The organism is Catenuloplanes indicus (assembly GCF_030813715.1).
GTDB classification, from domain to species: domain Bacteria; phylum Actinomycetota; class Actinomycetes; order Mycobacteriales; family Micromonosporaceae; genus Catenuloplanes; species Catenuloplanes indicus.
The window spans coordinates 1,713,029-1,728,530 of the sequence record NZ_JAUSUZ010000001.1 but is presented as its reverse complement, the minus strand read 5'-3'; the positions used below and the strand labels follow the sequence as shown (position 1 = coordinate 1,728,530).

General features: G+C 71.8%; 18 protein-coding genes and 2 pseudogenes. 10 read left to right on the top strand and 10 right to left on the bottom strand.

Annotated features, from left to right (window positions below):
- Positions 1-39 precede the first annotated feature (39 nt).
- Positions 40-2,211: a hypothetical protein gene (locus J2S42_RS08090; RefSeq protein WP_307236946.1), complete on the top strand. Its 2,172-nt coding sequence runs from the start codon at positions 40-42 to the stop codon at positions 2,209-2,211.
- Positions 2,212-2,913: 702 nt separating this feature from the next.
- Entirely contained in the window at positions 2,914-3,330 is a 417-nt protein-coding gene (locus J2S42_RS08085; RefSeq protein WP_307248663.1) for a zinc-binding dehydrogenase, read from the top strand.
- Between the two features lie 33 nt (positions 3,331-3,363).
- On the opposite strand, the gene J2S42_RS08080 is transcribed toward J2S42_RS08085, so the two are convergent.
- Positions 3,364-3,654: a DUF1330 domain-containing protein gene (locus tag J2S42_RS08080; protein ID WP_307236944.1), complete on the bottom strand. Its 291-nt coding sequence runs from the start codon at positions 3,652-3,654 to the stop codon at positions 3,364-3,366.
- Positions 3,655-3,787: 133 nt separating this feature from the next.
- Here J2S42_RS08080 and J2S42_RS41915 point away from each other — a divergent pair, with 133 nt between their 5' ends.
- The gene (locus J2S42_RS41915) at positions 3,788-4,153 is read left to right on the top strand and encodes a helix-turn-helix domain-containing protein (protein ID WP_370879151.1); all 366 of its coding nucleotides are present in this window, start codon (positions 3,788-3,790) and stop codon (positions 4,151-4,153) included.
- Positions 4,154-4,214: 61 nt separating this feature from the next.
- On the opposite strand, the gene J2S42_RS08070 is transcribed toward J2S42_RS41915, so the two are convergent.
- The 3 genes and pseudogenes from J2S42_RS08070 to J2S42_RS41910 all read right to left on the bottom strand — a co-directional run.
- Positions 4,215-4,763: a tetratricopeptide repeat protein gene (locus tag J2S42_RS08070; RefSeq protein WP_307236941.1), complete on the bottom strand. Its 549-nt coding sequence runs from the start codon at positions 4,761-4,763 to the stop codon at positions 4,215-4,217.
- A 37-nt stretch (positions 4,764-4,800) separates the two neighbouring features.
- Positions 4,801-5,583, bottom strand: coding sequence for a hypothetical protein (locus tag J2S42_RS08065; protein WP_307236939.1), 783 nt, complete (start codon positions 5,581-5,583; stop codon positions 4,801-4,803).
- Between the two features lie 200 nt (positions 5,584-5,783).
- Positions 5,784-5,951 (bottom strand): annotated as a pseudogene (locus J2S42_RS41910) (helix-turn-helix domain-containing protein); the annotation flags it as partial.
- A gap of 8 nt (positions 5,952-5,959) precedes the next feature.
- On the opposite strand from J2S42_RS41910, the pseudogene J2S42_RS41905 reads away from it, so the two are divergent.
- The 3 genes and pseudogenes from J2S42_RS41905 to J2S42_RS08060 all read left to right on the top strand — a co-directional run.
- A pseudogene (locus J2S42_RS41905) lies at positions 5,960-6,124 on the top strand (LuxR C-terminal-related transcriptional regulator); the annotation flags it as partial.
- A gap of 22 nt (positions 6,125-6,146) precedes the next feature.
- Positions 6,147-6,314 (top strand): hypothetical protein, encoded by a 168-nt coding sequence (locus J2S42_RS41900; RefSeq protein ID WP_370879150.1) that lies wholly within the window; start codon positions 6,147-6,149, stop codon positions 6,312-6,314.
- Positions 6,315-6,444: 130 nt separating this feature from the next.
- Entirely contained in the window at positions 6,445-7,050 is a 606-nt protein-coding gene (locus J2S42_RS08060; protein WP_307236936.1) for an Atu4866 domain-containing protein, read from the top strand.
- Here the strand turns inward: J2S42_RS08060 and J2S42_RS08055 are convergent.
- The 5 genes from J2S42_RS08055 to J2S42_RS08035 form a co-directional block, all read right to left on the bottom strand.
- Positions 7,037-7,603 (bottom strand): hypothetical protein, encoded by a 567-nt coding sequence (locus J2S42_RS08055; protein WP_307236933.1) that lies wholly within the window; start codon positions 7,601-7,603, stop codon positions 7,037-7,039. The two genes, J2S42_RS08060 and J2S42_RS08055, sit on opposite strands and share 14 nt — an antisense overlap.
- Positions 7,604-7,617: 14 nt before the next feature.
- Entirely contained in the window at positions 7,618-8,757 is a 1,140-nt protein-coding gene (locus tag J2S42_RS08050) for a zinc-dependent alcohol dehydrogenase (RefSeq protein WP_307236930.1), read from the bottom strand.
- 142 nt (positions 8,758-8,899) lie between these two features.
- Entirely contained in the window at positions 8,900-9,028 is a 129-nt protein-coding gene (locus J2S42_RS08045; protein WP_307236926.1) for a hypothetical protein, read from the bottom strand.
- Positions 9,029-9,249: 221 nt separating this feature from the next.
- Positions 9,250-9,420 carry a hypothetical protein gene (locus J2S42_RS42180; protein ID WP_488193131.1) on the bottom strand — a complete coding sequence of 57 codons (171 nt, stop codon included), beginning with the start codon at positions 9,418-9,420 and terminating at the stop codon, positions 9,250-9,252.
- Positions 9,410-9,961: a YcaO-like family protein gene (locus J2S42_RS08035; RefSeq protein ID WP_488193130.1), complete on the bottom strand. Its 552-nt coding sequence runs from the start codon at positions 9,959-9,961 to the stop codon at positions 9,410-9,412. The genes J2S42_RS42180 and J2S42_RS08035 overlap by 11 nt, the downstream gene beginning before the upstream one ends.
- Between J2S42_RS08035 and J2S42_RS08030 the strand changes: the two genes are divergently transcribed.
- Positions 9,842-10,492: a hypothetical protein gene (locus tag J2S42_RS08030; protein ID WP_488193138.1), complete on the top strand. Its 651-nt coding sequence runs from the start codon at positions 9,842-9,844 to the stop codon at positions 10,490-10,492. The genes J2S42_RS08035 and J2S42_RS08030 overlap by 120 nt on opposite strands.
- Here J2S42_RS08030 and J2S42_RS08025 read toward each other — a convergent pair.
- Positions 10,484-11,113: a TetR/AcrR family transcriptional regulator gene (locus tag J2S42_RS08025; RefSeq protein WP_307236920.1), complete on the bottom strand. Its 630-nt coding sequence runs from the start codon at positions 11,111-11,113 to the stop codon at positions 10,484-10,486. The two genes, J2S42_RS08030 and J2S42_RS08025, sit on opposite strands and share 9 nt — an antisense overlap.
- A 104-nt stretch (positions 11,114-11,217) precedes the next feature.
- Between J2S42_RS08025 and J2S42_RS08020 the strand changes: the two genes are divergently transcribed.
- The 3 genes from J2S42_RS08020 to J2S42_RS08010 all read left to right on the top strand — a co-directional run bounded on the left by J2S42_RS08020 (position 11,218) and on the right by J2S42_RS08010 (position 15,408).
- On the top strand, positions 11,218-11,961 hold the full coding sequence (locus J2S42_RS08020; RefSeq protein ID WP_307236917.1) for an SDR family oxidoreductase: 744 nt from the start codon (positions 11,218-11,220) through the stop codon (positions 11,959-11,961).
- A gap of 230 nt (positions 11,962-12,191) precedes the next feature.
- Positions 12,192-13,046 (top strand): carotenoid biosynthesis protein, encoded by an 855-nt coding sequence (locus tag J2S42_RS08015; protein WP_307236914.1) that lies wholly within the window; start codon positions 12,192-12,194, stop codon positions 13,044-13,046.
- 130 nt (positions 13,047-13,176) lie between these two features.
- Positions 13,177-15,408 (top strand): xanthine dehydrogenase family protein molybdopterin-binding subunit, encoded by a 2,232-nt coding sequence (locus tag J2S42_RS08010; protein WP_307236911.1) that lies wholly within the window; start codon positions 13,177-13,179, stop codon positions 15,406-15,408.
- The last annotated feature ends 94 nt before the right edge of the window (positions 15,409-15,502 follow it).

The window sequence follows — 15,502 nt, the reverse complement described above, 5'->3', positions numbered from 1 at the left end:
GCCTGCTTCCGATGCGTCACTCTGAACCATGGGAGACACGTGCGCCACTTACGTCCGCTGCTCGCCTCCGCAGTGGTGATCTCACTGCTCACCGCCTCCGCAGCGATACCCGCCCACGCCGCGGAGATCGCTCCGGCTGCGGTTGCCGACGCCCCGGCCGCGGGGCAGTACCAGCCGCTGGTGTCGGCCCGGATCGAGACGTTCTCGCTCGCCGCCGCCACCGCCACGACGTTCAGCCCGCTCGGTAAGGGCGGCGTCCCGGCCAGCGGGGTCTCCGCGATCGCGTTCCAGTTGCACGCGCAGAGCACCGGCAACGGCCTGCTGCAGGTCTACCCGAGCGGTGCCACCCGCGCCGGTACGTCCACCGTGAACTTCGTGGCCGGTCAGCCGGCCGACAACGCCGTGATCTCCGGGCTGGGCCCGGACGGCCGGATCGCGGTCTACAACGGTTCCACCACCGGTGCCGAGGCGTCGGTGTCCGTCGACGTGGTCGGCTACTACACCTCGGACGCGGCGACGACCGTGCACTCGACGTTCGTGCCGCTGCACCCGGCGCGGCTCGTCCCCGCCGGCACCGCGCTCAAGGCCTCGACGCCCGCGCCGATCGCGCCGCTCGGCAAGGGCGGGATCCCGGGCAGCGGGGTGACGGCGGTCGTGGCGGCCGTGTCCGTGCTGCCCGGCAGCACGACCGCCGGTCAGCTCGTCGCCTACCCGAGCGGTGTGCGGAAGCCGGCCACGTCCTGGGACCTGAAGTACCCGGGCGGCTCCGGCGCGCGCTACACCACCCAGATCACCGTGCCGATCGGTGCCGACGGGACGTTCCTGCTGGAGTCCACCACCCCGGCGACCGTCTGGGTCGAGGTGGCCGGTTACTTCCAGGACTCCTCCGGCACGGCCATCGGATCGGTGTACCGGCCGGTGAAGCCCGCCCGGATCGGTGGTGAGCACATCATCGCCGCGGACGAGGACCCGACCGCCGTGGTCACCTTCGCGGGCCAGGCCGATGTGCCCGAGTCCGGCGCCTCCGCCGTGGTCTTCAACCTGACGGCGAACTCGGTCATCAAGGACGACCGCACGTACGAGGCCGGTGCCGTCAACGTGTACGCCGCGGGCGCCTCGCCGCCGGTCGCACGGCAGCTGTCGTACCAGGCGGACGCGCGCCGCTGGCCCACCCAGCAGGTCTCGCGGCTGAGCGCGGACGGCCGGGTGGTGCTGCGCAACACGGGCGGCGGAACCGTGCGGCTGCTGACCGACGTGCTCGGCTACTACCTGCCCGACCGGCTGAGCCTGCTGCCGTGGAACTCCGGCGCCGCCGTGCAGCCGATGGACCAGGGCTTCATCAAGGTCTTCGCCACCGAACGCGGCGCGCCGGTCGACAACGTGGTGCTGTTCCCGCCGCGCGACTACTGGGACTGGATGATCGACTACAAGCTCTGGGAACGCAGCCTGCCGGACAAGTTCGACAAGGAGCGACAGGATCTGGTCATGACGATCCCGCTGTGGACCGAGGACCGGACCCTGGAGACGTTCGGTACGCAGGCCGAGTGGGAGCTGCTCGCCACGCGCATGGCCGACATCGACCCGAACGCGTACGTACGGCTCGGCTGGGAGATGAATCTGCCCAGCTCCGAGTGGGCGCTCACCGACACCAACCGGGTGGCGTGGCAGGCCGCGTTCATCCAGGCCGTGCAGTGGATGAAGGGGGTCGCGCCGGGACTGCGCATCGTTTGGAACCCGAACAAGGGCGACGACCACCAGACCTGCCCGAACGACCCGGACTGTGCCCGCGACGCGTTCCAGGTCGTGAAGGACTACGTCGACGTGTACGCGATCGACTCCTACGACTCGTACCCGGCGGCCGACACCGCCGCCGGCCGCGCCACCCACCTCAACGACTACCTGAACGAGTCGCTGCGGTACGCGCTCGACAACGGCAAGAAGTTCGCCGTCCCGGAGTGGGGCATCTCGTGCAACGTGTCGATCTACCCGGAGCCGGACCGCGACTGTGACTGGGCCGGCAACGCCGGCGGCGACAACCCCGCCTACATCGAGCTGTACCAGGACTTCTTCGCGGCGAACGCCGAGGACCTGGCGTTCGAGTCCTACTTCGACGAACCGGCGCTCTACATCCAGTCGTCGCTGATCCAGACGCCGCTGGGTCCGAACGCACCGGCCGCCTACCGGGCCGGTATCGCGGCGAACCGGCAGTAGAGCACCGGGTGGCGCCGGGAGCCGAGGTTGCCGACTCCGGCATCCGGTGCCGCCCGGCCGTTCGAACGGGGACGGGACACATCGGCTGAGCACCCGGGCGCTTCCGCCCGGGGCCTGACGAGTCGTGGCCGGGCCGCACCGAGCGGCCCGGCCACCGCCGTATCCGTCAGGAACTGCGCTCCCGGCTCGCGCTGGTTAGGCGATTCACCCGGATACCAGGATCCGGCCCGATGTGCAGAATCGGTGACGCGGACATCGCCGCGCCGACGACCATCTGAAGGACAACAGTGCCCCGAGCAGTGCGATTCGAGCGGTACGGCGAACCCGAGGTACTGAAGGTGGTGGACGTCCCGCGGCCGGAGACCCCACCGGGCCGGGTGCTGGTCGAGGTGGGGGAGGGCGTGCCGGGGTTCCGGCCCGGCCAGCCGGTGCTCGGATTCGCGCCGCGGGCCGCGCAGGCCGAGTTCGTCGTGGCCGACCCCGCCGCGCTCGCCATCGTGCCGCCGGGGCTCGGCTGGGATGAGGCGGCGACGATCGCGGGCGCCGGTGCGACCGCGTGGGCCGGCGTGGAGGCGGTCGCTCCCCGGGACGGCGAGACCGTGGTCGTGTCCACGGCGGCCGGTGGTGTCGGCGTCGTCACCGCGCAGCTGGCGGCACTGCGCGGAGCCCGCGTGATCGGCACCGCGGGCGCGGACAACCTCGATTTCCTGGCCTCCCTCGGCGTTACTCCGGTCCGGTACGGCCCGGCCTGCTCGAACGTCTTCAGGAGGCGGCGCCCGAGGGGTCGATGCTTACCTGGACACCTTCGGAGCCGGCAACGTCGACGTGGCGGTCTCGCCCGGGGTGCCACCGGACCGGATCAACACGACCGCCGACGGCAACGGGGTCCGGAGGTACGGTGTCCGCTCCGCGGCCCAGGCGCAGGCGGACACCCCGGAGATCGGGGAGCGGATCGCCGGTCTCGCCGCGGCCGGGCGGATCGTCATCCCGATCGCGCGGGCCTATCCGCTGGACCGGGTCCAGGACGCCTACCGTGATCTGGGCACCCGCCACGTCCGCGGCAAGCGGGTGCTGCACGTGATGTCGCCGCAGCGGCGCTCCGCGCTACCCGCCACCTGAACTGCCCCTCTCGCGTGCCGCCCGGGGGACCGCTCACGACGGGTTCTCACCGACGACGACCTTCACCGTGGAGTGCTTGCGGCGCAGGTCCTTGAGCGGCTGATACTCCGGGCAGTCCCAGAACCGCTGGACGGTCTCCCGGTCCGGGAACTCGTGGATCACCAGCGTCGACGGCTTCCAGTCACCCTCCAGGACCAGGGCGTCCCCGTCGGTGATGAGGTTGCGGCCACCGAATCGCTGCATCAGGGGACCGACGCCCTCGACGTACTGCCGGAACCCGTCCGGGTCGGCTATGTCGAGGTCGATGACGACGAATGCGGGCATGGCAGCTCCTCCGATCTCGCCGGCGGCGTGGTCGCCGCCGCGAACTCCACGTTAGATCCGTAGAATGAGCGCATCCATGTTGAATCAGGCCCTGTTCATACGCCGGCGTACCACTACGCGATACGGTCGATGAGTGGACGTCTTCAGTGAGGCGATCGGCACCCTGCGGACCGGCCGGGCGAAGTTCGCCCGGACCCGCCAGCTGGGCGCGTGGGGCAACCGGTTCGGCCCGGAGCCGGGCGCCCGACGCGGCCCGGCCGGCCCTGCTCGACCTGCTGCTCGTCTACGTGCTGCGCGCCTGGCTGCGGGAGGAGGCGTCCCGGCGTCCGAGGACGCTGCGCTGGCATCCGTCGCCCGGCGGGTGGGCTACGCCTCGGAGTTCGCCTTCGCCAACGCGTTCAAACGGCGGTTCGGGGTGTCGCCGGGCCGGTTCCGCCGCATCCGGCGTCAGGAACCGGTGCAGCACGACTACGACCTCGCCGGGGTGAACACCGGCTGACCGGCCCGCACCGTGCACTCCCGTATCCGTGGCCACCACTCCGAAGCGCGCGGGACGTTCGCTACCCAGCGGCCGGCAGGGCGCGGAGCAGGTCCTTCACCTTCCGCAAGGTGGTCTCGTCGCGGTCCACCTTCTTGATCTCCAGTACCGCATCGAGGTCGGCCCGGGCCGCGGAAATGTCACCGAGCTGCTGGTAGGCGCGGGCCCGGGCCCGGAGTGTGCGGCTGCGGGCAGGTGCCGTCATCGGCAGGCCCGGTGTCCGCAACGCGGCCGTGGCGGCCTGTACGGCCGCTTCGTCCGCGTGCAGCACCAGGTGGATCTCTGCGGTCAGGCACAGCGCTCCGGTCACCGGGATCGTCGTGATCGAGCCGGCGGGACCGGCCGCCGGATCCCGCAACACGGCAACGGCGCGTTCCAGGGCGGCGAGCGCGTCTGCGTGGCGGCCCAGCGCTTGCCACGCGAGGCTCAACCCGATCAGCGCGTTCGCGACCCCGGTTCGGTTGCCGGCCCGGTCGAACAGGTCGACGGCCTGCTCCGATGCCGTGAGCGCCGCCTTGTTGCGGCCCTGCTCCCCGAGAGCCCACGCGGCGTAGAGACGTGCCCATGCCATCTGATCGTCGATCCTCTGAGCCAGGCCGAACGCCTCGTCAGCGTGCCGCAGCGCCAGATCGTGGTCGACGACGCAGACCAGCCGGGGTCCAGGCGAGGTATCCCAGCTGCGTCGCCTGGAGGTGGGCGTCGCCGAGGCGACGGGCGCTGTTCACCGACAGAGTGAAGACGTCGTGCCACCGGTGCCCGTGCAGCCATCGGTCGGAATACCGGTGCAGGGCCTCGGTGACGTCGACCACCATGCGATGTTCGCCGGCCTGTGCTGCCTCACGGAGAGCCGCCAGCCATGCGTCCGCCTCCGCCGGCAACCATGCCTCGGCGGCGTCGGCCGACGGGACGGTCTCCGGCCATGCGGATTCGGCGGCGGCCGGGTCCGGCTCGAACCACCGCCCGGCGGCGATGGTGGTGCTCAACAACCACGTACGCAAGCGCTGCCCGGTGGCGCTGATCTCCGCGGCCGTTTCGATACCGGTCGTGTCGCCGGCCGCCATCGGCAGGCGCCGGAACAGCCGCTGGGCGTCGGGCGACAACAGGTCGTACGACAGGGCGAACGCCGCGCTCACCCGCAGGCCGGCGGCGTTGTCGAGCACCAGCAGGACGCGCTTGCCGTGGCTGACACCGCACCACAGGTCCGTGACCTCCGCGAGCCTCGGCGGGATCACCCGGGTCCGTGGGCTGACCGCCCGGATGAGCTGAGCGAGTACGTCGATCGGGGGTAACGGCTGCGGCGAGAGGCCTCGCAGGTCGACGAAGTAATGGCCGTCGGGGAACGAGTGGGACAACCGGGCGGCGGCGTGGACGGCGAGCGCCGTCTTGCCCATTCCGGGCGCCCGCTGATCAGCAGCACGGAGGACCGGGTTCCGGAACTGATCGTGTCGGCGTGGTGGCTGATCCTGCGCGGTTCCGCGGTGCGCCCGGTGAAGTCCGCGACGGCGCGAGGCAGCGGTAGGCCGGTGAGGACGCCACCGGGTGCCAGGGCTTCCCGCCGGCCGGCCCGGGCGGCCCCGGCCAATGACCGCCGACCCTCGTCGTCGAGACGCAACGCCTCGGCGAGCGCGTTGCTGGTGCCCGCGCGGGGCGCTCTGCTCACCCCGCGTTCCATGTCACCGATGGCACGGTCACTGACACCGGCGGCCTCGGACAGCTGTTCCAGGGCGAGGCCGGCGTTCAGCCGGAGCGTGCGCAGCAGCGGACCGAGTGCGGGCCGGCCGTGCGCTGCGCGCCGCCACCGGCGTGGTCCGGCACCACAACGCCGGGGAGGCGGCGCTGACCGCCCAGGAACGAGCGGTCACTTGTCTGGTCGCGCAGGGCGCGACCAGTAAGGCAGCGGCGGCGGAACTGTTCATCAGCCCGCGTACAGTGGACACTCATCAGCCCGCGTACGGTGGACACGCACCTGCACAGCATCTTCGCCAAGCTCGGGGTCAGATCGCGCCGCGAACTGCGCGACATGTACCGGGAGGCCGCGGACGGCGGGCGGTCATCGGCGACGACCACCGATCCCAACCCGCCGCGGACGTCCGATCCTGGTTACCGGATCCGATCCGGCTGAGAGGAGAACCATGGTGCGCGGAGGCCTGCGTGCGCTTGCCGTCATCGTCGTGGCCGTGACGGTCATGTCCCAGCAGGCGTGTTCGGCCCGGACCACGCCGACGGCGGCTACTGCGCCCTCAGGAGGCTCCATGCTGTTCACGAACGTCACGGTCCACGGCCCCACGGGGATCCTGGTCACTGATGTGCGGGTTAAGGACGGCCATGTCACCGGCTCCGGGCCGGACTCCGACGTGATCGACGGTTCGGGCCTCGGCCTGGTCGCGGTGGTCCCGGCCGCCGCGGGCGGCCGGGGGCACATGGTCGGGCGTGTCGTACCGGGCATTCCGGCTGACCTGCTCCTGGTACCCCGGGACGCCATGCCGGACCTCGGCACGCCCTGGTGGCGTGTCGTCGTCACCCGCCGCGACGTCCGTGCACTGCTGACCCGCGGTCAGCTGGTGATCCGCGACGGCGAGCCGCTGGACCGGCCGGCGAACCCGGAGGACGCCCGGATCGGCGTGTGGGTTGACCGGAACGACTGGCTGCATCAGGAACTTCTCCCGCAGGGACGCTACGACGAGACCCGCGGCGGGCGCAGGCACGCCTACACCGGCCGCTACTGGCTCGACGGGGACCGCATCGACTATCTCGACGACTCCGGCTTCTACGCCTTCGGCGAGTTCATCGGCGACGAGCTGTTCCACGCCGATTTCGTGCTGCGGCGGCGTATGCCGCCTACGGCTACCGGCGGGTGAGCCGGCGGGCGACCACGTAGGCGATGCCGGCCCCGATGATCCAGGGGGCGAGGACGATCACCGGGTCGAGCGGGTGATGGACCACGTCCGCGCGGTTGCGGCCGAGTCGTGAGCCGGGGCCGTGGTGGGACAGCTCGCTGCGTACCCCGGTCTGGGTGATCGGGTTGTCCGGGTGCGTGGTGAACAACGATCGGAGCGTGCTCTCCAGCACGTCGACCCGGTCGGCCGCGAGCAGCAGCAGCCAGTGCGCGGCCCGGCCCTCGCTGTATGTCGCGTACGAGTACCGGCGGATCACGCCGGACAGGCCGCGGGGCGGGGTGGAGGTGCCGAAGACCGGGGTGAGGAACGCGTGCTCGATCGAGCGTTCGCGCGGCCACAGCTCCGGCTGCCGTTCCGGGAACTCCCAGTGTGCGCCGCTGAAGCCGGGGTCGAAGACCTCCCGCGGCACCGACGGCCGGTCCTTCGGGTCCAGGTCGGCGCCCCAGCCGGGGATGCGGGCGCGCAGCTCGTCGACGGACTCGGGCAGTTTCGGCTTGTCCGGGGTGTACGCCATGGTGTGGTCTTCTCCTAGGCCGCGGCCGGGACGATGAGCGGTTTGATGCAGCCGTCGAGCTTGGCCGAGAAGATGTGGTAGCCCTCGGCGATGTGCTCCAGCGGGATCCGGTGCGTGACCAGGTCGCTCGGCTTGAGATATCCGTTGCGGACGTGTTCGAAGAGCCGCGGCCACTGCCGTTTCACCGGGCACTGGTTCATCCGCAGGGTCAGCCCCTTGTTGACCGCGTCGCCGAACTTGACCGCGCTGAACACCGGGCCGTAGGCGCCCATCACCGAGATGGTGCCGCCCTTGCGTACCGAGTCGATGGCCCAGTTCAGCGCGACCGGGGAGCCGCCCTGGAGCTTCAGTTTGGCGGCCGTCACGTGCTGGAGCAGGTTGCCGTCGGCCTCGGCACCGACCGCGTCGATCGCCACGTCCGCGCCGAGGTGGTCGGTCATCTTCTTCATCTGTACGACGATGTCGTCGTACTCGGTGAAGTTGAGCGTCTCGGCGTGTGCGAACGTGCGCGCCTTCGCCAGCCGGTAGTCGAGGTGGTCGATGACGATCACCCGGCCGGCGCCCATCAGCCAGGCCGACTTCGCGGCGTACAGCCCGACCGGGCCGGCGCCGAAGACCACCACCACGTCGCCCTCGGCGATGTCGCCCAGCTGCGCGCCGAAGTAGCCGGTGGCGAGCGCGTCGGTGAGCAGTACCGCGTCCTCCTCGTCCATCCAGTCCGGGATGAGGCTCGGTCCGACGTCGGCGAACGGTACCCGCACGTACTCGGCCTGGCCGCCGTCGTAGCCGCCGGTGGTGTGCGAGTAGCCGTAGATGCCGCCGACCGCGGTCGCGTTCGGGTTGACGTTGTGGCAGTTGGAGTAGAGCCCGCGGGCGCAGAAGAAGCAGGTGCCGCAGTAGATGTTGAACGGGACCATCACCCGGTCGCCCGGTGTCAGCCGCTGCACCGAGGAGCCGACCTCGTCGACCACGCCGACGAACTCGTGGCCGAACGTCATCCCGACCCGGGTGTCCGGCATCATTCCGTGGTAGAGGTGCAGGTCGGAGCCGCAGATGGCCGCGCGGGTCACCCGTACGACGGCGTCGTTGGGGTGTTCGATCCTCGGCCGGTCCTTCTCCTGCGCCCGGACCCGGTAGGGACCGCGATAGACCATTGCTCGCATGATGTGCCCTCCCGCACGCACCGGCCGGCGTGCGCCTTCCGGACCGGTCGGCTACCCCGCGCAGCGCGGGGCAAACGGGCGTGTTCGCCGGGGCGCGGTCAGGCCGCCGGCCGATACTCCGGCGCGGTCCAGGTCAGGTTCGTGCGTGAGCCGCCTGCGCGTCGATCTGGTCCAGCAGGTCCTGCCAAGGCCAGGACACGTCGCGGGCGGCCGCCAGCACGCGCACGGCCGCCTCCGGGGCGGCGCTCTTCCACCCGCTCATCCTTCCACCCGCTCATCGCTGTGGCCCCTCGTCGGCCGGCTGGCGTCGCGCGCAGGTGCGGGTGGCCGATGCCGTACGTGTCGGTACGCACGTCAACGTACCGGACGTGTGAGCCGCCCGAATCGCAGCCGGCCCTGCGGACGGTCGGCCGGTGGCGGGATCCCCCGGTGCGAGCGGCGGCCCGGTCAGCCGGGATGCCGCTGGTCAGCGGCCTCGACGAGTCACCGGGCACCGTGCGTGGAGCGGTGTCGTACTCCGTTGTTCCTGACCGCCATGCCCCGCGCTCCGGGAACCACCACCTGCCCGTCGGTGACCAGCATGAACCGTTCCAGGCCGGGGACGAAGACGTCGACCACGGCCACGTCGCCGGTGACGTAGTGGTCACGCTGCAACGGCGTGAAGCCGCCCCTGGAGAGGGCCTCGATCAGCCGGCCGAGATGGCCGGCGGCGGTGTGGGGCGTCCGTGTCCCGGTACGGCACCGGGACGGCACCGGCCAGCCGGGTGCCGAAGTCGGCTAGGTAGCAGGCGTGGAGCGCGGGATAGGGCGTGGTCCAGTCGTGCCGGTCGGGCGCCATGGCGGCGAACGCGGCGTGCAGGTCGCCGAGCGAGGACGCCAGGTGGACCTGGACCAGCTCGCTGACCGCGCGGGCGATCGCGTAGTGGCGGGAGAGCGAGGTGCCGCAGCCGCGGATCCGGGCCGGTTCGCCGTCCGGCGCGGGAAGGTAGGCGAGGATCGCCGGTACGCCCAGGTCGCTGGTCATGTCGATCAGGAACGGCGGCCGGCCGAGGACGGTCTCGGCCGCCGACAGCTCGTGGTGCTGGACGACGCGTACGGCCCGGCGCAGATCACCCCGCTGCTGCCCGGCGCCGCGACCTGCGGTGTGCTGGTCACCTCCCGGTCGCGGCCGGCCGGACTGAGCGGCGCGGTGCACGTCGATCCGGGGCTGTTCGACGAGGCCGAGGCGATGGAGTTGCTGAGCCGGGTGATCGGCCCCGACCGGGTGGCCGCTGAGCGTGAGACCGCCCGGGAACTCGTGCTGGCCTGCGGACTGCTGCCGCTGGCGGTCCGGATCGTGGCGGTCCGGCTGGCCGCCCGGCCGGGCTGGTCGATCGGCGCGTTCCGCGACCGGCTCACCGGCGGGCGCCGGCTGGGCACGCTGCGGGCCGGCGATCTCGACCTGGGCGCGACCTTCCGGTCCAGCTGGCGGCGGCTCAGCCCGGAGCAGCGACGGGCCCTGGTCCTGCTGGCCGGCACCGGCCTGCCGGACGTCGCGCTGCCGGTCGCGGCGCGCGTGCTGGGCCGGTCCGAGCCGGACAGCGAGGACGTGCTGGAGGAGCTCGTCGACCTGGCGTTGCTGGGGTCGGTCACCGCCGGGCGCTACCGGCTGCATCCGGTCGTACGGTCGTTCGCGCTCGCCCAGGACGTCGCCGCCGGGGAGCGGCTGCTCGGCCGCTCAGTGTGAGTGGCGCCCCGGCGGTGCGGTGTCACGCGGCCGGGCCCCGTCGAGTGCGTTGTCGACCAGCGCGGTCGCGTACTCCTCGGTCAGCGGCGCGTCCGGGATGAGCAGCCGGTGGTAGCAGGCGCCCCAGAGCTGGTCGACCAGGATGCCGAGGTCGATGTCGTCGCGCAGCTGGCCGCGGTCGCGGGCCCGGTGCACCGCCGCCATCGCCAGCGCCCGGCGGGGCGCGGAGTAGTACCGGGAGAACGCGGCGGACAGTTCCGGGTCGGTCTGCGCCACGCCGATCAGCCCGGCGATGGCCGGCCCGGCGCCGCCCCCGGTCAGCAGCCGGACGAACGCGCGCAGCTGGGTGGTGAGGTCGGCGCGGATGTCGCCGGTGTCCGGGAACTCCAGCTGCTGCTCGCTGTGGGTGAAGTAGGCCTCCGCGGCCAGCGCGCCGGCCGACGGCCACCACTTGTACAGCGTCATCTTGCTGGAGCCGGCCGCGGCGGCGACCCGGTCGAACGTGACCGCCTTGATCCCCTCGCCGAGCAGCAGGCCGGTGGCGGCCCGCAGCACGCCGGCGCGCACCTCGGCGGCCGGCCGGCGTCCGCGTCCGCGCCGTGGTGGCGTCACCTCGACCATGGTCGTTCCTCTCGTCCCGGAGCCTCCGCCCCAGATTAGTGGACAAGCCGTCTTTATCTCGCTACGGTTATATGGACATCAAGTCCACATAATCGGGAGTTCCCATGTCCGACGTTTCCACCCCCGCCCGCGTCGCCATCGTCACCGGCGGATCCGGCGGCATCGGCCGCGCGGTCGTCGAGCGGCTGGCCGCGGACGGCATCGCCGTGGTCGTGCACTACAGCAGCAACGAGGCGAAGGCGCAGGAGGCCGTGCGGGCCGTCGTCGCCGCGGGCGGCCGGGCCACCGCGTCCGGCGGCGACGTCGCCGACCCGGACGCGATGGAGGCGCTGTTCCGGCACGCCACGGACGCGTTCGGCGGCGTCGACGTGGTCGTGCACACGGCCGGGATCATGCCGCTCGCGCCGATCGCGCAGATGGACCTCGACACCTTCGACCGGATCCAGCGCACCAACGTGCGCGGCACGTTCATCGTCAGCAAGCTCGCCGCCCAGCAGGTCCGCACCGGTGGCGCGATCATCAACTTCTCGACGTCGATCACCCGGCTGCAGCCGCCCACGTACGGCCCGTACGCCGCGTCCAAGGGCGCGGTCGAGGCCATGACCCTCATCCTCGCCCGCGAGCTGCGCGGCCGGGACATCACGGTCAACGCGGTCGCGCCCGGCCCGACCGCCACCCCGCTGTTCCTCAACGGCAAGACCGAGCAGGCGATCAGCACGATCGCCGCGGCCAACCCGATGGAGCGCCTCGGCACGCCGCAGGACATCGCCGAGGCGGTGGCGTTCCTGGCCGGCCCGGCGCGCTGGGTCAACGGCCAGGTGCTGTTCACCAACGGCGGTGCGGCCTGATGTCCGTCGTCCCGATCACCGGCGCCGGCATCGGCCGGCTCGCGTCGCCCGCGCCGCACCGCATCCTCCGCGTCGACGTGCGCTGACCCGGGGACGGAGGGGCGAGCCTCGGATCGGCAGTCGGTGGTAGCGGCGGCCGGTGCGGTGCAGCCTGAAGCACGCATTCCCGGGCCGGCCGCGCCGGGCGGGGAATGCGTCGTTCAGTGTTCCCGTCAGGAGGAGTTCCAAGGATGCGCACCGACCGTCGGACAACGATTCTGTGGTGGGTCATCGCCGCCCAGCTGGTGCTGGCGGTGGGCACCACGCTCGCCGGGTGGCCGCAGCCCATCCTGAACGTGGTGCTGCTGGTGGCGGTCGTGGCGATGCACGCGCTGCGCCGCTACACGCTCGCCTCGTTCGCGGTCTTCGCGCTGATCACGTTCGTGGTGAGCAACGTCTACGAGAACCTCAGCATCGTGACCGGGTTCCCGTTCGGCGACTACTACTACTCGGACAACCTCGGTCTCAAGCTGTTCCTGGTCCCGCTGGTGATCGCACCCGCGTACTTCGCCACCGGATACTTCTCCTGGCAGATCGCGCATATCCTGCTCGGCATCCGGGACGCGCGGCCACGTGGCCGGGACGTCGTGCTCGTACCGCTGATCGCCAGCTTCGTGATGGTGATGTGGGACCTGGTCATGGACCCGAACGCGGCGACCGCGGGCGGCGCCTGGATCTGGGAGAACGGCGGCGGCTACTTCGGCGTGCCGCTGTCCAACTTCGCCGGCTGGTTCCTGTGCGTCTACACGATCTTCCAGCTCTTCGCGCTCTACCTCGCCCGGCGCGGCCCGGCCGCGGTCCGTCCCGAGGCGGAGACCGTCGGTGACGCCTTCTGGTATCAGGCGATCGTGCCGTACGTCAGCGTCGCCCTGGTCCTGACCGCGCGTTTCTTCACCCGGGAGGACGGCGTCGTGACCGACCCCGCCGGGCAGTCCTGGCAGCTCGCCGACCTGGGCGAGACGACCGTGCTGGTCTCCGTCTTCACCATGTACTTCGTGGCCCTGCTCAGCACGCTGCTGGTGGGCCGGTCGCGGCCCTCGGTCTGACCCACCGGCGCCGGTCCCCGTCGCCCCATCCGGGGACCGGCAGTCCGTGGCAGCCCGACGACGCCGGCGGCCAGAGTGGACGGACGCCCGAACCTTCGGCCAGTAGAGCGTCCACAGTCAGGAGTCACGCATGCCCGTCTCACCCCTCGGCCGCGAGATCGACCGCGTCGACGGCCGGTCGAAGGTCACCGGTGTGGCGCAGTACGCGGCGGACCACCCGGTCACCGATGTCGCGTACGCGTACGTCGTCACCAGCACGATCGCGAAAGGCCGGATCGCGCGGATGGACACGGCCGCGGCGGTGGCCGCCCCGGGCGTCCTCGCGGTCTTCAACCCGGACCGGAACCTGGGTTTCCGGCCGCCGCCGGCCGGCTCGCAGGCGCTGACCGTGGAGAACTACCTGCCGCTGCAGGACCGCGAGGTCCGATACTACGGGCAGGCCATCGCCGTGGTCGTCGCCGAGACGTTCGAGCAGGCGCGGGACGCCGCGGCGCTGATCGCCACCACCTACGAGACCGCGAGCCCGAGGCTCTCGCTGGAGGCGCACAGCCCTGGCGTGACCCCGCCGCTGCCGCCCACCGTGGGCCCGGCGGCCGTCACGGTGCTCGCGCCGGGCGTCGACTCGATCGACGCGGCCCTGGCCGCCAGCGACCTGGTCGTCCAGGCGACGTTCCACCAGCCCGTCCAGCACCACGTCGCGATGGAGCCGCACGCCGCCGTCGCCCAGTGGAACGAGGCGAGGACCGAGGTGACCGTCTGGACCGGTTCGCAGTCACCGATGGTAGCCGCGCAGCTGCTCGCGGACCGGCTGAATCTGCCGCTGCAGGCCGTCCGCGTCATCTGCACCTACACCGGCGGCGGCTTCGGCAGCCGGGTGTGGACGTGGAACGACTCGATCCTCGCCGCCGGTGCCGCCTACCAGCTGGGCCGCCCGGTGAAACTGGTGATGACCCGCGAGCAGGTGTTCACCATGGTCGGCCACCGAGGCCAGATCAACCACACGGTACGTCTGGGCGCCTCCCGCGCCGGGGTGCTCCAGGCGGTCAGCCACGACAGCGACGCCGAGGTGCCGGCCGTCGGCGGATGGCCGATGCTGCCCGCGACCGACACCACCGACTCGCTGTACAAGACCCCGAACCTGCACATCCGGCAGCGGTTCGTCACGCTCGACATGCCGCCGACCTGGGCGATGCGCGGACCCAACGAGGCACCGGGCGCGTTCGCGCTGGAGACGCTGATGGACGAGATCGCGGTCCGGGCCGGGATCGACCCGGTCGAGGTGCGGCTGCGAAACTACGCCGACGTCAGCCCCAGAACCGGCAAGGCCTTCTCCAGCAAGCACCTCAGGGACTGCTACCGCATCGGCGCACGGCGTTTCGGCTGGTCGGCACGCCGGGCCGAACCCCGGAGCCGGACCGACGGTCAGTGGCTGATCGGCATGGGCATGGCCACCGCCATTTACCCCGGTAACCGCATGCCGGTCAACGCCAGCGTGGAACTGCGCGACGACGACACCGCGATCGTGTCCACCGCGACCAGCGACATGGGCACCGGCGCGCTCACGGTGATCGCCATCGTCGGGGCCGACCAGCTCGGCATCCCGCTGCGGAAGGTGACGCCGCGGCTCGGTGACTCCAAGCTGCCGCCGGGTGCGACCGCCGCCGGGTCCGCGGCGACCTCCAGTACCGTGCCGTCCGTCGTGGCCGCGGCCGAGGGCGCGATCGCCGAGCTCCGGCGGCTCGCGGTGACCGAGCCGGCCTCACCGTGGCACGGCGCCGACCCCGCATACGTCACCTACGCCGACGGGCGCCTCAGCGGGGCCGGCCGGACGATGACCTTCGGGCGTCTGCTCGCCGCGCTCGGCCGCAAGAGCCTGCTCGTGGACCGGCAGACGGCGCTCGCGCCCGAGACGATCGCGCAGTACGAGTTCCACAGCTTCGGGGCCCACTTCTGCGAGGTGCGCGTCAACCGGTTCACCGGCGAACCCCGCGTCAGCCGCTTCACCACGGTGGTGGACGCCGGCCGGGTCGTCAACGCGCAGGCCGCCCGCGGCCAGATCGTCGGCGGCGTCATCTTCGGCATCGGGCAGGCCCTGCTGGAGAAGAACCCGCTGGAGACCGCGACCGGCCGGCTGGCCGCGTCGAACATGGCCGACTACATGGTGCCGGTCAACGCCGACGTCCCGGACATCGACGTGCACCTGCTCAGCGAGCCGGACCCGAACGTCGGCGCCCTCGGCACCCGCGGGCTGGGCGAGCTGGGCGCGGTCGGCTCGGCCGCCGCGATCGGCAACGCCATCTACAACGCCACCGGCATCCGCCGCTACGACCTGCCGATCACACTGGACAAGCTGCTGCCGTGAGGCCGCGCGGCGATGCCGGGACGTGGTCCCGGCATCGTGCCGGCCGCTCACCACTGCCGGCGGTACCGCGCCCGGCCGCCGGACGCACCGCGAC

Excerpts from the sequence above, each read along its gene's own strand:
- J2S42_RS08080 (WP_307236944.1), bottom strand. The coding sequence starts at position 3,654 with ATGCCCGCATTCGTCGTCATCGACCTCGACATAGCCGACCCGGACGGG.
- J2S42_RS08070 (WP_307236941.1), bottom strand. The coding sequence starts at position 4,763 with ATGGCATGGGCACGTCTCTACGCCGCGTGGGCTCTCGGGGAGCAGGGC.
- J2S42_RS08065 (WP_307236939.1), bottom strand. The coding sequence starts at position 5,583 with ATGGGCAAGACGGCGCTCGCCGTCCACGCCGCCGCCCGGTTGTCCCAC.
- J2S42_RS08060 (WP_307236936.1), top strand. The coding sequence starts at position 6,445 with ATGCTGTTCACGAACGTCACGGTCCACGGCCCCACGGGGATCCTGGTC.
- J2S42_RS08055 (WP_307236933.1), bottom strand. The coding sequence starts at position 7,603 with ATGGCGTACACCCCGGACAAGCCGAAACTGCCCGAGTCCGTCGACGAG.
- J2S42_RS08050 (WP_307236930.1), bottom strand. The coding sequence starts at position 8,757 with ATGGTCTATCGCGGTCCCTACCGGGTCCGGGCGCAGGAGAAGGACCGG.
- J2S42_RS08045 (WP_307236926.1), bottom strand. The coding sequence starts at position 9,028 with ATGAGCGGGTGGAAGAGCGCCGCCCCGGAGGCGGCCGTGCGCGTGCTG.
- J2S42_RS08025 (WP_307236920.1), bottom strand. The coding sequence starts at position 11,113 with ATGGTCGAGGTGACGCCACCACGGCGCGGACGCGGACGCCGGCCGGCC.
- J2S42_RS08020 (WP_307236917.1), top strand. The coding sequence starts at position 11,218 with ATGTCCGACGTTTCCACCCCCGCCCGCGTCGCCATCGTCACCGGCGGA.
- J2S42_RS08015 (WP_307236914.1), top strand. The coding sequence starts at position 12,192 with ATGCGCACCGACCGTCGGACAACGATTCTGTGGTGGGTCATCGCCGCC.
- J2S42_RS08010 (WP_307236911.1), top strand. The coding sequence starts at position 13,177 with ATGCCCGTCTCACCCCTCGGCCGCGAGATCGACCGCGTCGACGGCCGG.